The sequence below is a fragment of the Mycolicibacterium llatzerense genome (genome assembly GCF_000878195.1).
In the GTDB taxonomy this organism is placed as follows: Bacteria; Actinomycetota; Actinomycetes; order Mycobacteriales; family Mycobacteriaceae; genus Mycobacterium; species Mycobacterium llatzerense.
In genome coordinates, this window is sequence record NZ_JXST01000026.1 from 38,701 (window position 1) to 52,848 (window position 14,148).

General features: G+C 67.6%; 12 protein-coding genes. 9 read left to right on the forward strand and 3 right to left on the reverse strand.

Going from position 1 to position 14,148, the window contains the following annotated elements; translation table 11 throughout:
* The first annotated feature begins 9 nt into the window (after positions 1 to 9).
* Positions 10 to 1,446 carry a WS/DGAT/MGAT family O-acyltransferase gene (locus TL10_RS18445; protein ID WP_043986761.1) on the forward strand — a complete coding sequence of 479 codons (1,437 nt, stop codon included), beginning with the start codon at positions 10 to 12 and terminating at the stop codon, positions 1,444 to 1,446.
* A gap of 8 nt (positions 1,447 to 1,454) precedes the next feature.
* Here the strand turns inward: TL10_RS18445 and TL10_RS18450 are convergent, their stop codons facing one another.
* Positions 1,455 to 2,255, reverse strand: a complete 801-nt coding sequence (locus TL10_RS18450) for a mycofactocin-coupled SDR family oxidoreductase (protein ID WP_043986762.1) — start codon at positions 2,253 to 2,255, stop codon at positions 1,455 to 1,457.
* Positions 2,255 to 3,862, reverse strand: a complete 1,608-nt coding sequence (locus tag TL10_RS18455) for a flavin-containing monooxygenase (protein WP_043986763.1) — start codon at positions 3,860 to 3,862, stop codon at positions 2,255 to 2,257. Before TL10_RS18455 ends, TL10_RS18450 begins: the two co-directional genes overlap by 1 nt.
* An 814-nt stretch (positions 3,863 to 4,676) precedes the next feature.
* Between TL10_RS18455 and TL10_RS18460 the strand changes: the two genes are divergently transcribed.
* The 6 genes from TL10_RS18460 to TL10_RS18485 all read left to right on the forward strand — a co-directional run bounded on the left by TL10_RS18460 (position 4,677) and on the right by TL10_RS18485 (position 11,118).
* Entirely contained in the window at positions 4,677 to 5,858 is a 1,182-nt protein-coding gene (locus tag TL10_RS18460; RefSeq protein WP_043393489.1) for an acyl-CoA dehydrogenase family protein, read from the forward strand.
* A gap of 1 nt (position 5,859) precedes the next feature.
* Positions 5,860 to 6,768 (forward strand): biphenyl-2,3-diol 1,2-dioxygenase, encoded by a 909-nt coding sequence (gene bphC / locus TL10_RS18465; RefSeq protein ID WP_043393487.1) that lies wholly within the window; start codon positions 5,860 to 5,862, stop codon positions 6,766 to 6,768.
* A complete protein-coding gene (locus tag TL10_RS18470; protein ID WP_043986764.1) occupies positions 6,765 to 8,228 on the forward strand; it encodes an FAD-dependent oxidoreductase in 1,464 nt (487 codons plus the stop codon). The genes bphC and TL10_RS18470 overlap by 4 nt, the downstream gene beginning before the upstream one ends.
* A 253-nt stretch (positions 8,229 to 8,481) precedes the next feature.
* Entirely contained in the window at positions 8,482 to 9,282 is an 801-nt protein-coding gene (locus TL10_RS18475; RefSeq protein ID WP_043986765.1) for an IclR family transcriptional regulator, read from the forward strand.
* Positions 9,283 to 9,313: 31 nt separating this feature from the next.
* Complete coding sequence (locus TL10_RS18480) at positions 9,314 to 10,231, forward strand: LipP1 family hormone-sensitive lipase (RefSeq protein WP_043393483.1); 918 nt, start codon at positions 9,314 to 9,316, stop codon at positions 10,229 to 10,231.
* Between the two features lie 32 nt (positions 10,232 to 10,263).
* Positions 10,264 to 11,118 (forward strand): SDR family oxidoreductase, encoded by an 855-nt coding sequence (locus TL10_RS18485; RefSeq protein WP_082067995.1) that lies wholly within the window; start codon positions 10,264 to 10,266, stop codon positions 11,116 to 11,118.
* Here the strand turns inward: TL10_RS18485 and TL10_RS18490 are convergent.
* On the reverse strand, positions 11,115 to 12,044 hold the full coding sequence (locus TL10_RS18490; RefSeq protein ID WP_043986766.1) for an AraC family transcriptional regulator: 930 nt from the start codon (positions 12,042 to 12,044) through the stop codon (positions 11,115 to 11,117). The genes TL10_RS18485 and TL10_RS18490 overlap by 4 nt on opposite strands.
* 81 nt (positions 12,045 to 12,125) lie before the next feature.
* Here TL10_RS18490 and TL10_RS18495 point away from each other — a divergent pair, with 81 nt between their 5' ends.
* Both TL10_RS18495 and TL10_RS18500 read left to right on the forward strand, forming a co-directional pair.
* The gene (locus tag TL10_RS18495; protein ID WP_043986767.1) at positions 12,126 to 12,638 is read left to right on the forward strand and encodes an anthrone oxygenase family protein; all 513 of its coding nucleotides are present in this window, start codon (positions 12,126 to 12,128) and stop codon (positions 12,636 to 12,638) included.
* 68 nt (positions 12,639 to 12,706) lie between these two features.
* The gene (locus TL10_RS18500) at positions 12,707 to 14,143 is read left to right on the forward strand and encodes an amino acid permease (protein ID WP_043986769.1); all 1,437 of its coding nucleotides are present in this window, start codon (positions 12,707 to 12,709) and stop codon (positions 14,141 to 14,143) included.
* The last annotated feature ends 5 nt before the right edge of the window (positions 14,144 to 14,148 follow it).

Here is a 14,148-nt window from a genome sequence, read left to right on the forward strand (position 1 = left end):
ATCAGCCCCATGAATCGCTTGTCCGGTGCAGACGCCACCTTCTGGTTCGCGGAAACCAACAGCTGGCACATGCATGTCGCCGCGTCGTCGATCTACGACCCTACCGACGCACCGGATTTCACCTTCGAGTCGGTGAAAGCACTTGTCGCGGCGCGACTGCCGGAAATGCCGCAGTTGCGCTGGCGGGTCACCGGCGCCCCGCTCGGCCTCGATCGGCCGTGGTTCGTCGAGGACGAGGAACTCGATCTCGACTTCCACGTGCGCCACATCGCGGTCCCGGCGCCCGGCGGACGCCGCGAGCTGGACCAGTTGGTGGGACGGCTGATGTCCTACAAGCTGGACCGCTCCAGGCCGCTGTGGGAACTCTGGTTCATCGAAGGCGTCGAAGGCGGCCGGGTCGCAGTGCTGATGAAGATGCACCACGCCATCATCGACGGCGTATCCGGGGCGGGACTCGGAGAGATTCTGCTGGATTTCACTCCCACCCCGCGGCCGCCGGCCGCTGAGCCGAGCGGGTCGCTGGTCGGCGTCAAAGCGCCGGGGATCGAGTTGCAGGCGCTGGGCGGGCTGATCAACATCGGCATCAAGACGCCCTACCGGGTCGTGCGCTTCCTGGAGCAGACCGTGCGCCAGCAGATCGCGGCGCTCAGCGTCGCCAACAAGCCGCCCGGCTACTTCGACGCGCCACCCACGCGGTTCAACGGCCCCATCTCGCCGCATCGCCGGGTCAGCAATTCCGGCGTGTCCCTGGAGCGCGTGAAAGCGGTCAAGGAAGCGTTCGGGGTGAAGTTGAACGACGTCGTGCTGGCGCTGGTCTCGAGCGCCATGCGCAAGTATCTGGAGGACCGCGGCGAGCTCCCCGACAAGTCGCTCATCGCCCAGGTTCCGGTGTCGACCCGTACCGAGAGCTCCAGCGATCAGGTGGGCAATCAGGTCAGCGCGATGTCGGTATCGCTGGCGTCCGACATCGTCGACCCTGCCGAGCGGATCAAAGCCATCTACACCAGTTCGCAGAGCGCGAAAGAAATGGCGAAAGCGCTGACGGCACACCAGATCATGGGGTTGACCGACACCACGCCGCCCGGTCTGGTTGCACTGGCCGCCCGGGCCTACACCGCGAGCAAGCTCGGCGGGACGCTGAAGCCGATGAACCTCGTCGTCTCCAACGTGCCGGGACCGCCCGTGCCGCTGTACATGGACGGCGCAGTCCTGGAGCAGATGATGCCGATGGGCCCCCTGGTGATGGACGTGGGGCTGAACATCACCTGCTTCAGCTACCGCGACCGGATCGATTTCGGCTTCGTCACCACTCCCGAGATGGCCAACGACATCGACGCCATGGCCGACGCCATCGAACCCGCGCTTGTGGAACTCGAGATCGCGGCCGGCCTCGTCGAGCCCCCGGCCGCACCCGCCCGCAAGCAGGCCCCGAAAGGACGCAGCTGAACCGCTGATTACGCCTTCTGCGTCAGACCCGCGTCCACGACCAGCTGGGTGCCGGTGATGTACCGGGCCTCGTCGGATGCCAGGAACACCACCGCGTTGCTGATGTCCTCGGGCTCGACCCACGGCACCGGCAAGAGGTTGCGGGCGGAAAGGACTTCGGCGACGTCGTCGGCGGTCGGGTTCTCCAGATCGGGCCGGATGCGTTTGAACGTTTCCGGGTTCAGCACCATCGGGGTGCCGACTGCGCCGGGATGTACGGTGTTGACCCGAATCCGCTTGGGCCCCAGCTCATTCGCCAGGGTGCGGGCGAGACCGACCACCGCATGCTTGGTCGAGGTGTACGCCGCGGTGTTCGCGGTGCCGCGAAGTCCGTTGGTGGAGCTGATGATCACCACGGATCCGCCGGCCGGCCCGAAGTGCGGGACGCCGGCCTTGACCGTGTGCCACACCCCGGTGAGGTTGACCCCGATGACGCGCTGCCAGTCTTCGGCGCTCACCTCCCAGGCGGGTGCGGACGCCGAATGGACGCCGGCGTTGGCGACGACCACGTCCAGCCGGCCGAATTCCCAGACTCCTTCGTCGACCGCGGCCTGCACCTCGTCGAACGACGACACGTCGGCCACGCCGGTGTAGCAGCGCTGGCCGCGCAGCTTCACTGCGTCGGCAAGATCGGCCAAATCGGCTGCGGCACTCTCGACGTCGAGCGCGATGATGTCGGCGCCCTCGTCGGCGAATCGCTCGCAGTGCGCCCGGCCGGTACCGCGGGCGGCACCGGTGACGAGGACAACCTTGTTCAGCAGCCCTGACATCAACCGGCCTTGGTCAGTTCGAATCCCTTGTACCCGGCGGCCGCAACCTCGGCGCAGATGTCGTTGTAGGCGGCGAAGCCACCGATGAACAACATGAAAACCCGCGGCTTGGCGGGCACATTCGCGCCCATGTACCAGGAGTTCGCCTTCGGGAACAGCGTCTGGTCGGCGCGGCGGACCAGTTCGGCGTTCCAGCCGTCGACCGAATCGGTGGTGGCCTCGATGGCTGCATAGCCGTGCTGCCCGACGTACTCGATCGCGTCGGCGATCCAGTTCACGTGAGCTTCGGCGTGCAGCACCATGTTGGCCAGCACCGCCGGCGCACCGGGCCCGTTGACCAGGAACATGTTCGGGAAGCCGTCGACGCCAAGGCCCAGGTAGCTGCGCGGCCCGTCGACCCAGTTGTCTTTGAGCTTCTGTCCATCGCGGCCGGTGATGTCGATGCGCCCCAGCGCACCGGTGAGAGCGTCGAACCCGGTGGCGAAGATGATGGCGTCCAGGTCGAACCGGGCCTCGGTGGTGGTGATGCCGGTGGCATCGACCTGCTCGATCGGGGTCTGCTTCACGCTGACCAGCTTCACGTGCGGCTGGTTGAACGTCTGGAAGTAGTTGGTGTCGGTGCAGATTCGCTTGGCGCCGATCGGGTGATCGTTCGGGATCAGCATGTCGGCGACCGCGGGATCGTCGATGACCGCGCGCACCTTCTCCTCGTAGAACTTCTTGGCCTCGGCGTTGGCCACCGGGTCGACCATCTGGTCCAGGAAGGTCTTGCTGAACAGCACACCGCCCAGCTGCCAACGCTTTTCGAACTCGGCGCGACGCTCCTCGTCGGACAGTTCCATGGTGAGCTTCGGGTGCGCCAGGTGGGGCGAGCCACCACCGCTGCGCCACGACAGCTCACGCCGCTCGTCGTAGTTGGCCTTGACGTCGGCTTCGCGCTCGGCCGTCAGCGGCTCGTTGCCGGCCGGCACGGAGAAGTTCGGGGTGCGTTGGAAGACAACGAGTTCGGCGGCCTGGGCGGCCACGATCGGGGTGGTCTGGATGCCCGACGACCCGGTACCAATGAGGCCGACGCGCTTGCCGGTGAAGTCGACGCCCTCGTGCGGCCAGTTCGCCGTGTGGTAGGTCTGGCCGGCGAAGGTCTCGACGCCCGGAATGTTCGGCAGCAGTGGATCCGACAGCGCACCGGTGGCCATGATGCAGAACTGCGCGTCCACGGTTTCGCCGGTATCGGTGGTCACCGTCCAGCGCAGCGTCTCCTCGTCGAGGGTCGCCGAAGTGACGCGGGTGCTGAGGCGGATATCGCGGCGCAGGTCGAACCGGTCGGCGACATGGTTGATGTACGTGAGGATTTCGGCCTGGGTGGCGTACTTCTCGGTCCAGGTCCACTCCTGCTGCAGGTCCTTGTCGAACGAGTAGCAGTAGTCGATGCTCTCCACGTCGCAACGGGCGCCGGGATACCGGTTGTAGAACCAGGTGCCGCCCACATCGGAGGCCGCCTCGAACACCACGACCGAATGGCCCTCCGACCGCAGCTTGTGCAGTGCGTAAAGACCGGCGAACCCGGCACCGACAACGACGATGTCAACCTGTGTTGCGCTGCTCATAGGGTGAAGTTAGCCGTCCTCCGGATGACCCTGTACGAAGCATCCCGGTGAACGGACGGCCCACCGGAAGCCGTCTCGACCACCGGACCGGCCAGAGATCAGACGGTATCGGGTCCAGCCCAAGCGGGACCCGAGGGGCCGGGAACGATCATGGGGCCCGGTCCCATTGTTCCCGGTTCCGGCCCCCACTGGCCGTGCCCGTACGGGCCGGGTCCCAAGCAGTCTGAGTCCACACCGGCGGGACCCCAGCAGCCGGGCGGCTCTGCCATGGTGGTCGGGTGCATGATCGCGGCTACACAAACACCGAAGAGCACTGACGCGACGGCGACAGCTGTCGCCAGCGCGTTACGTCGCACCGATTCAGCCATCGCACTGCCTCTGTTCCGGTCGGTCGTCACCTAATCCCGGTCAATGATCCGCCGATCCGGGCCAACGCTGTAGGGCCCATCGGTCCGACACCCAGAGCCATAAGTCCCGTCTGCGGCAACGAACGCCCTGTTTGCCGACGGCGCAGATGCCGGCGAATCCCAAAACCGATGCGACGCAATGAGATACCCATCGGTGTTGCTACCGATCAAGCGGATGCTGGTCATCAGCGTCCCGATCATCGGACGCTCCACCACCACCTGTCCCGACCATCGGACCGGCCCATGACCAGAACTGGTCACCGGCGCCGAGCCTCGGTGACATGGCCGAGAACACCCGGTTCGACTTCGGGTAACGGAATTTCGCCCGCTCACCGGGAACAGCCCCGCGGTGCGCAGCGGGTGCGGTAAACCATTGGTTAGCCCATCACAGGAGTTAGGAAACGACCATGACCCAGCGGGTTATCGACAAGATCGGTGACATCGCCGACCAGCTTCGCGAACAAGCCTGGGAAGCAGAGAAGTTGGGCCAGCTGCCCGACGAGACCGTCAAGATGATGAAGGCCGCCGGCAATATCAAGCTGCTGCAGCCCAAGGAATACGACGGCCTGGAGGTGCATCCGCGCGAGTTCGCGGAGACCGTGATGGCGACCGCCGCCCTGGATCCCGCCGCCGGCTGGATCAACGGAGTGGTCGGCGTGCACCCCTACCAGTTGGCGTACGCCGACCCGAAGGTCGCCGCCGAGATCTGGGCATCCGACACCGACACCTGGGTGGCTTCCCCGTACGCCCCGCAGGGCGTGGCCAGGCCGGTCGACGGCGGCTACATCTTCAACGGCCGCTGGCAGTTCAGCTCGGGCACCGACCACTGTGAGTGGATCTTCCTGGGCGCCATGCTCGGTGACGCCGAGGGCAAGCCCCTCATGCCGCCGCAGATGCTGCACATGATCCTGCCCCGCAGCGACTACGAAATCGTCGAGGACTCCTGGAACGTCGTGGGCCTGCGCGGCACCGGCTCCAAGGACGTCATCGTCAAGGACGCCTTCGTCCCCACCTACCGCACCATGGATGCCACCAAGGTGATGGACGGCCGCGCCCAGCGCGAGGCCGGCATGACCTCGACGCTGTACCTGATGCCGTGGTCGACGATGTTCCCGCTGGGCATCTCGTCCGCCGTCATCGGTATCGCCGAGGGCGCCCTGGGCGCCGCACTCGACTACCAGCGCGAACGAGTCAACTCCAGTGGCGTGGCCATCAAGGACGACCCCTACGTCATGTACGCCATCGGAGAGGCCGCCGCCGACATCAACGCCGCCCGCCAGGAACTGCTGGCCAACGCCGACCGCATCTACGACATGGTCGACGCCGGCAAGGAGGTGTCCTTCGAGGACCGCGCCGCCGGCCGGCGCACCCAGATCCGGTCGGTGTGGCGCGCGGTGTCCGCGGTCGACGAAATCTTCGCCCGCTGCGGCGGCAACGCCACCCGCATGGACAAGCCGCTGCAGCGCTACTGGCGTGACGCACACGTCGGCCAGGCGCACGCCATCCACGTCCCGGGCACCACGTTCCACGCGTCGGCGCTGAGCAGCTTGGGTGTCGATCCCCAGGGCCCGCTGCGAGGCATGATCTGACGTGACCGATCTGAAGAGCCTGGGCTATGTGAAGGTCCAGACCGCCGATATCGAGCGCTGGCGCCAATTCGCTTTCGAGGTACTGGGTTTCGCGACCGGTAGCGGTCCCGACCCCGACGCGCTGTACCTGCGGATGGACGAGCGCACCGCGCGCATCATCGTGGTGCCGGGCGATGCCGACCGCATCGTCACCGTGGGCTGGGAGGTCCGCGACGGCGCCGCGCTGCGCCGGGTGCAGGCCACCCTGGACGGCGCCGGCGTGCCGTGGAAGCAGCTGTCCCTGGAAGAGGCCGACGCCCGCCGCGTCGATGAGGTCATCGCCTTCGTCGACCCGGCCGGCAACGACGTCGAGGTGTTCCACGGTGCGGTGCTGGACCACAGCCCCGTCGTCACGCCGTTCGGTGCCCGCTTCGTCACCGATGGCCTCGGCCTCGGCCACGTGGTGTTGCCCGCCCAGGACGCCAAGGGACTGTTCGACTTCTACACCGACGTGCTGGGCTTCCTGCCCCGCGGCGCCTTCCGCGTGCCCGCTCCCCCGGAGTTCGGCCCGCTGCGGGTGCAGTTCCTCGGCATCAACGAGCGGCACCACAGCCTGGCGATCTGCCCGGCCGCGACGCTGCGCGACCCGAAGCTGATCCACCTCATGGTCGAGGTGGACACCCTCGATGCCGTCGGGCAGGCGCTCGACCGCGTGAACCGGGACGGCTTCCAGTTGTCCTCCACGCTGGGCCGCCACACCAACGACAAGATGGTCTCGTTCTACGTCCGTTCGCCCGGCGACTGGGACATCGAGTTCGGCACCGAGGGCATGACGGTCGACGAACGGCATTACACCGCAGAGGAAATCACCGCCGACAGCTACTGGGGCCATGAGTGGATGGGCGTTCCGCCGCGGGCCATGCTGCCATGAGCACTGACCTGTTTCCGGTCCCGGCGTCGTCCATCACCGCATGGGACGACGAAGCTGACGTCGTCGTCGTCGGCTACGGCATCGCCGGCGCGGCCGCCGCGGTGGAAGCTTCTGCCGGCGGCGCCGACGTACTGGTCGTCGAGCGCACCGGCGGCTGGGGCGGCGCCGCCGCCATGGCCGGTGGGTTCATCTATCTCGGCGGCGGCACGGCGCTCCAAAAGGCTTGTGGCTTTGAGGATTCCGTCGAGAACATGGCGACCTTCCTGAAGGTGGCCATGGGCCCGGGCGCGGATGCCGAACGGATCGATGACTACTGCGCCGGCAGTGTGGCCCACTATGACTGGCTGGTGAGCTGTGGCGTGCCGTTCAAGCCGGTGTTCTGGGGTGAACCGGGCTGGGAGCCGCCAGGCGACGAGGGCCTGATGTTCACGGGTGGCGAAAATGCCTTCCCGTACAACACCATTGCCGCCCCGGCGCCGCGCGGCCACGTGCCGCAGATGGTCGGCAAGGTGACGGGCGAACGCAGCGGCGGCTACATGCTGATGAAGCCGCTGGTGGACACCGCGACCGCGCAGGGCGTCCGGTCGGTGTACGACACCGAGGTGCAGTCGCTGATCACCGAGGCCGACGGCCGGGTGGTCGGCATCGTTGCGCGCCGGTACAGCGACACCGTGGCCATCAAAGCCCGCCGCGGCGTGGTGCTGGCCTCGGGCAGCTTCGCCTACAGCGACGAGATGGTCGCGCAGTACGCACCCCGCATCGCGGGCCGTCCCGCGGCGAGCATCGAGCAGCACGACGGCCGGGCCATCCGGATGGCCCAGGTTCTCGGCGCGGACCTGGCGCACATGGATGCCACCGAGGTGGCGTTCTTCTGCGATCCGCAGCAGTTGGTGCGCGGCATCCTGGTCAACGGTTTCGGCCAGCGCTACATCGCCGAGGACACCTATCCCGGGCGCATCGGCCAGCAGACGCTGTATTACCAGGACAACGCCGCCTATCTGATCATCGACGGCGATGCCCAGGAGGAGGCGATGGCCGCGACGTCTGCGACACCGTTCCTGCGCCGCCCGGCCACCTGGGTCTGCGAGACGGTGTCCGAGCTCGAAGCCGAGATGGGGCTGCCGGACGGCGTCCTGCAGCACACAGTGGCCTACTACAACGAGCACGCCGCGTGCGGCGAGGATCCGCTGCTGCACAAGAAGCCGCAGTGGCTGCGTCCCATCGGGTCACCGATCGGTGCGATCGACCTGCGTAACAGCACCGGCGGGTTCACCCTCGGCGGCCTGTTGACCACGCTGGACGGCCGGGTGCTGCATGTCAGCGGCGAGCCGATTCCCGGTCTCTTCGCCGCCGGGCGCAGCGCGGCGGGCCTGTCTGCCTGGGGTTATGCCAGTGGCGTATCCCTGGGCGACGGCAGCTTCTACGGGCGCCGTGCCGGGAGGTCCGCGGCGCAGAGCTGAAACCGCAGGTCCGGCGTGTCGTCACTGCGCGTGTCGGCACCGCGGTAACCACGGGATCGTGTCCCAAATTTGGGCCATGAGCTGCAAAATCTATACGCGAGGTGCCCCCTGCCGGCCGGCTTGGGGCACTTCGTCGTGCATATATTCTGCCGCGCTCCTGCGAAATGTGTGACAAGCCCCACGGGCGTGTGATACAAACAGTCATATTCCTAATAGGAATATATACACGAAGCAACGGAGCTCGGAGGCCGACATGACAGCAGCAGTCGAATCCACCACCCCCAGCGCGGTCATCGACCGGGTATCGCTGGTCCTCGACGCGTTCGACGGCCCGGGCCGCCTGACCCTGGCGCAGATCGTGCGTCGCACGGGTCTGCCCCGTTCCTCCGCCCATCGGATGCTGGAGCGCCTGGTCCAGCTGCGCTGGCTGCGCCGCAACGGCCGCGACTACGAACTGGGGATGCGTCTGGTGGAGCTCGGCTCGCTGGCCGTGCACCAGGATCGCCTGCACCGGGCCGCCGGCCCGCTGCTGCACGAACTGCACCGCGCCACCGGCTTGGTCGTCCACCTCGCCGTGCTCGACGGCGGTGACGTCGTCTACCTGGAGAAGGTCGGCAACCGCATGATGACCGTGCTGCCGTCGCGGGTGGGTGGCCGCCAGCCGGCGCACTGTACCGCCATCGGCAAGGCCATCCTGGCCTACAACCAGGACGCCGAGGTCGACCTCATGAGCCGCAAGACCAAGTACTCCATCGCCAACCGCGCCCAGCTCGCCACCGAACTGTCCAAGGTCCGTGCCCACGGGGTCGCCTTCGAGCGCGAAGAGTCGGTGCCCGGATTCGGTTGTGTCGCTGCGCCGATCGGCCGCCAGGGTGAGGCCGTCGCCGCCGTCTCCGTGTGTGGTCCAATGAACCGCATGGCCTTCGAACAGCTGACCGCGCCCGTGCGCATGACCGCCATGGGCATCTGGCGCAACGCCGAGGATTCCCGCGTGGCACCGACGCTGCAGCCGATGCGCCCGCTGCGCATGGGTCCGGCGCTCCAGTACGCGTGAGTCACCAGCGAGTAGCGCGAGCGGATCGCGCATGAGCCTGGATCCGCAGATCGCCGGCCTGCTCGAGGCGCTCAACGGCGGCTTCCCCGACCTGCCCAACATGACCGGCGCGCAGGCGCGCGCCGCCATCCGCGGACGGTATGTCCCACCGGCTGAACCAGAACCGGTCGGCTCGGTCACCGATACCGAGGTCGACGGCATCCGAGTCAGGATCTACCGGCCCACCATCGATGAGCCAGGCGGGCCGCTGCCGATCTTCGTGTTCGCCCACGGCGGCGGATTCGTGTTCTGCGATCTGGACTCGCACGACGGACTGTGCCGCAGCTTCGCGAATTCGATTCCTGCCGTGGTGGTTTCGGTCGACTACCGGCTGGCGCCCGAACATCAGTGGCCGGCTGCCGCAGAAGACGTCTACACCGTCACTCAGTGGGCCGCCGCCCATGCCGCCGAACTCGGCGGCGATCCGGCGAAGCTCGTGGTCGGTGGCGACAGCGCCGGAGGCAACCTCTCCGCGGTCACCGCGTTGATGACCCGTGACCGCGGCGGTGCGCCGCTGGCCGCGCAGGTACTGCTCTACCCGGTGCTGACCGCCGACTTCACCTACGGCTCGTACCACGAGTTCCGCACCGGCTACTACAACACCACCGCCGCCATGCAGTGGTACTGGGACCAGTACGTCCCCAACACCACCGACCGCGAAAACCCTTACGCGGCACCGCTGTCCGCCTCCGTCGCCGGAGTGGCGCCGGCCGTGCTCGTGGTCACGGGCTACGACCCGATGCGGGACGAGGCCCTGGCCTACGCCGAGGCGTTGCGCGACGCGGGCGTGCCGGTCACCGAGTTGTATTACGGTGCCATTCACGGCTTCCTGACCATGCCCGTGCTCGACATCGCACACCGTGCCCGTCGTGACGTGGCCGACGCAGTGACCAAGTTGCTCGCCAACTAGACGGCGATTCCCCACCTACCGAGGAGTTCATCATCGGCACCTACGCTGTGACCGGTTCGGCATCCGGCATGGGATACCAAGCAGCGGGACAGCTACGCGCTCAGGGTCATACGGTCATCGGGGTCGACCTCAAGGACGCCGATGTCATCGCCGACCTGTCCACCGCGGACGGCCGGCGTACCGCCGCCACCCGCGTGCTGGAACTGTCTGAGGGCAAGCTCGACGGCGCCGTGCTGGCCGCCGGGATCGGCCCCGGTGACGGCAAGGACCGTGCCCGCCTGATCGCCCAGATCAACTACCTCGGCACCGTCGACCTGCTGACCGCCTGGCGCCCGGCGCTCGCGGCCGCCGGCAACGCGAAAGTCGTTGCGCTGGGCAGCAACTCCAGCACGACGGTGCCCGCAGTCCCCCGCCGCGCGATCCGCGCACTGCTGGCCGGCGACGCCGACCGCGCGGCCCGGGCCGTGCGCTTCTTCGGCGGCGGCGCCTCCGCGCTCATGTACGCCGCCTCCAAGATCGCCGTGGCCCGCTGGGTCCGGCAGACCGCGGTGACGGCCGACTGGGCCGGCCGCGGCATCCGGCTCAACGTGCTGGCGCCCGGGGCCATCATGACGCCGCTGCTGCAGGCTCAGCTCGATTCGCCGCGCGAAGGCAAGGCCGTGCGCGCCTTCCCCATCCCGACCGGCAACTTCGGCGATCCCGTGCACCTCGCCAACTGGATCACCTTCATGCTGTCGGACGCGGCCGACTTCCTGTGCGGCAGCGTCATTTTCGTCGACGGCGGCACCGACGCCTACTTCCGGCCCGACAGCTGGCCCAAGGGCGTCGCCGTGCGCGGCATCCCGCAGTACGTGTGGCGGCACCGCCGCTTCGCCAAGACCCGCTAGGCGAGCTCGGCGCGGATTGCCTTGGGGCTCATCCCATACCGGCGCTTGATCGCGGTACTGAGCGCGAAGGCCGTGCTGTAGCCGACCCGGCGCGCCACGGTCTCGATGGTGGCGTCGGATCCGCGGAGCAGGTCCGTGGCCAGCGCCAGACGAATCTCGGTCAGCAGTGCCATCGGCGGTTCGCCGACGAGTTGGGTGAACCGCCGGGCCAGCGCCGCCCGTGACAGCCCGACCTCGGCAGCCAGCGAGCCTACCGTCCACGGGTGTGCCGGGTTGTTCTCGATGAGCCGAAGCGCCGTGCCCACCTGCGGATCTCGATAGGCGCGATACCAGGCCGGGGCGTCCTCGCGGGCCAACCAGCTGCGCAGCGCAGCGATGGTCAGCAGATCCAGCATCCGGTCGAGCACGGCGCCCTGCGCCGGTTCGTCGCACGACATCTCGTCGAGCAACAGGTCCACCAGCATGCCGTTGACCTCGCCCCGCCGCACCACCACCAGCGGTGGCAGCGCGCTCAGCAGGCGGCGGCACACGGCGCCCACCTCTTCGTAGGCGCCGGTGATCAGCAGCGTGTCGGCGTCCGGGCGGGTACCCCAGCTCCGGACTCCGAGACTCAGTGCCTCACACAGTGGTTCACCGTCCACGGTGGTGGTGACCTGGCCCGGGTGCACGACGACCTGAGGCGCGGTGGCGGCGTCATCGGCAACGGTGTAACCGTCGGGCCCACGGAATATCGCGATGTCGCCGGCCTCGAGGTCCCGGCCCGCCGCGCCGTCTGGCAACACGGTCGCCGATCCGCGGGCCACCACCACGATGGTCAGCGGAGCCTGGTCTTCGACCCGCAGCGACCACGGCGGGTCGAGCAACGACCGCATCAGAAACGCGCCACGGGCGCGTGGCCCTTCCAGCAGTCCCGCCAGGGCGTCCACATACGCAAGGGTAGACGCTCGCGTATGTAAATGAGCCTTTTGGCGATGGATCGTCCACCACTCCCTGAATACGGTCGGACCATGACCTTCAGCAAGCTGCCCCAATCCCTCGGCGTGACCGCGCTCATCGTTGCCCTGCTGGCCTCCGGACTCCTGGCCGGTCTCTACTACTCCTACGCGGTGTCCGTGATGCCCGCACTCGGCGCGTTCGACGACCGGACCTTCAGCGACGTCATGAACAAGATCAACGTGGTGATCGTCAACCCGCCGTTCATGCTGACCTTCCTGGGGTCGGTCGGATTCACCGCACTGGCCGGGGCGTTCTGCCTCAAGCCCGATGCCCGCCCGGTACTGATCTGGGTCGGAATCGGCTTGGCGCTCAACATCATCAGCCTCGTCATCACGTCCACGATCAACGTGCCGCTGAACAACAAGCTCGCCACCGCGGCCACCTCGACCGCGCCCGCCGACCTCGCGACGCTCCGGGCGCAGTTCGAGTCGACCTGGGTGCACTGGAACGCGATCCGCGGCCTGGCCAACACCGCAGCCGCCGGCGTACTGGCCTGGGCCCTAGTACTGGCGGCGCGCAGCTAGGCCCGATTAACGCACGGTGAACACAACCGTGGAGCGGTGCGCACAATTGCGGCATCGTCGCGTCGGTGGTGAGTTCGGAGATCAAAGCCAGCGACGCGCAGCTGGCAAAAGGGCTGCGGCGCAGGCATTTGAACCTGATCGCACTCGGTGGGGTGATCGGCGCCGGGCTGTTCGTCGGTAGCGGCGTCGTGATCGGCAGCGCCGGACCCGCGGCCATCGTGTCGTTCCTGGTCGCCGGCATCATCACGCTGCTGATCATGCGGATGCTCGCCGAGATGGCTGTGGCGCAACCCGTGGTCGGCTCGTTCTACGTGTACGCCCGGCAGGCCCTCGGGCGCCGCGGTGGCTTCGTCACCGGCTGGATGTACTGGTACTTCTTCGTCATCGTCGTCGCGGTCGAAGCCGTCGCGGGCGGACGCATCCTGCATCTGTGGCTCCCCGCGGTGCCGCTGTGGCTGTTGAGCCTCGGCCTCATGCTCGCCCTCACCGCGAGCAACCTGGTCTCGGCGCGCTCATTCGGGGAATTCGAGTACTGGTTCTCGTCGGTGAAAGTCATTGCCATCGTGGTGTTCCTGGCCATGGGCGCACTGTGGATCACCGGTCTGTGGCCGCACTCCACCCCCGGTCTGGCCAACCTGATCGATCACGGCGGCTTCGCGCCGCTCGGCTGGGGCGCGGTGCTGGCCGCCGTGGTCCCCTGCGTCGCCTTCTACACCGGCGCCGAGATCGTCACCATCGCCGCCGCCGAATCCGACGAGCCCGAGCGCGCCGTGTCGCGGGCGATGAAGTCGATCGTCTTCCGCATCATCGGGTTCTACGTCGGATCGATCCTCGTGGTGGTGGCCATCCAGCCGTGGAACACCAAGAGCGTGGGCATCAGCCCCTACGCGTCGGTGCTCACGGTTCTGGGCATCCCCGGCGTCGCGACGATCATGAACTTCATCGTGCTGACCGCGGTGCTGTCCTGCCTCAACTCAGCGCTGTACACCACTTCGCGAATGTTGTTCGCGCTCACCACCTCTGGCGATGCCCCGCGGTTCTTCACCAAGCTGTCCGCCAGCGGCGTCCCGCGCCGGGCGATACTGCTGGGCACCGCCGTCGGCTACGCGTCGGTCGCGGCGACCTACGTATGGGGCGACGTTGTGTTCAACTTCCTGATCCACTCCTACGGCGCAGTCGCGCTGTTCGTCTACCTGATCATCGCCATCTCCCAGGTCGTGCTGCGCCGCCGCGTCGAGCGCAGCGCACCGGGCAGCTTGAAACTGAAGATGTGGCTGTTCCCGTGGCTGAGCTACGCCACCATCGCACTCATGGCGGCCGTCATCCTGGCGATGGCGTTCCTACCCGGCACGCGATCACAGTTCCTGATGAGCGGCGTGACCCTGCTGGTCATCCTGAGCTCCTTCGAGGTGGTCCGGCGGCGCCGCCCAGCTGCGACGGAGCCCGCCGCCCCAGCCTCGGTCACCGACGAAAGCCGGGTGCCCGTCGACGCGCTCGACACCTGAACCGA

Coding starts and splice junctions, on each gene's coding strand:
- TL10_RS18445 (WP_043986761.1), top strand. CDS start 10: ATGAATCGCTTGTCCGGTGCAGACGCCACCTTCTGGTTCGCGGAAACC.
- TL10_RS18450 (WP_043986762.1), bottom strand. CDS start 2,255: ATGTCAGGGCTGCTGAACAAGGTTGTCCTCGTCACCGGTGCCGCCCGC.
- TL10_RS18455 (WP_043986763.1), bottom strand. CDS start 3,862: ATGAGCAGCGCAACACAGGTTGACATCGTCGTTGTCGGTGCCGGGTTC.
- TL10_RS18460 (WP_043393489.1), top strand. CDS start 4,677: ATGACCCAGCGGGTTATCGACAAGATCGGTGACATCGCCGACCAGCTT.
- TL10_RS18470 (WP_043986764.1), top strand. CDS start 6,765: ATGAGCACTGACCTGTTTCCGGTCCCGGCGTCGTCCATCACCGCATGG.
- TL10_RS18475 (WP_043986765.1), top strand. CDS start 8,482: ATGACAGCAGCAGTCGAATCCACCACCCCCAGCGCGGTCATCGACCGG.
- TL10_RS18480 (WP_043393483.1), top strand. CDS start 9,314: ATGAGCCTGGATCCGCAGATCGCCGGCCTGCTCGAGGCGCTCAACGGC.
- TL10_RS18495 (WP_043986767.1), top strand. CDS start 12,126: ATGACCTTCAGCAAGCTGCCCCAATCCCTCGGCGTGACCGCGCTCATC.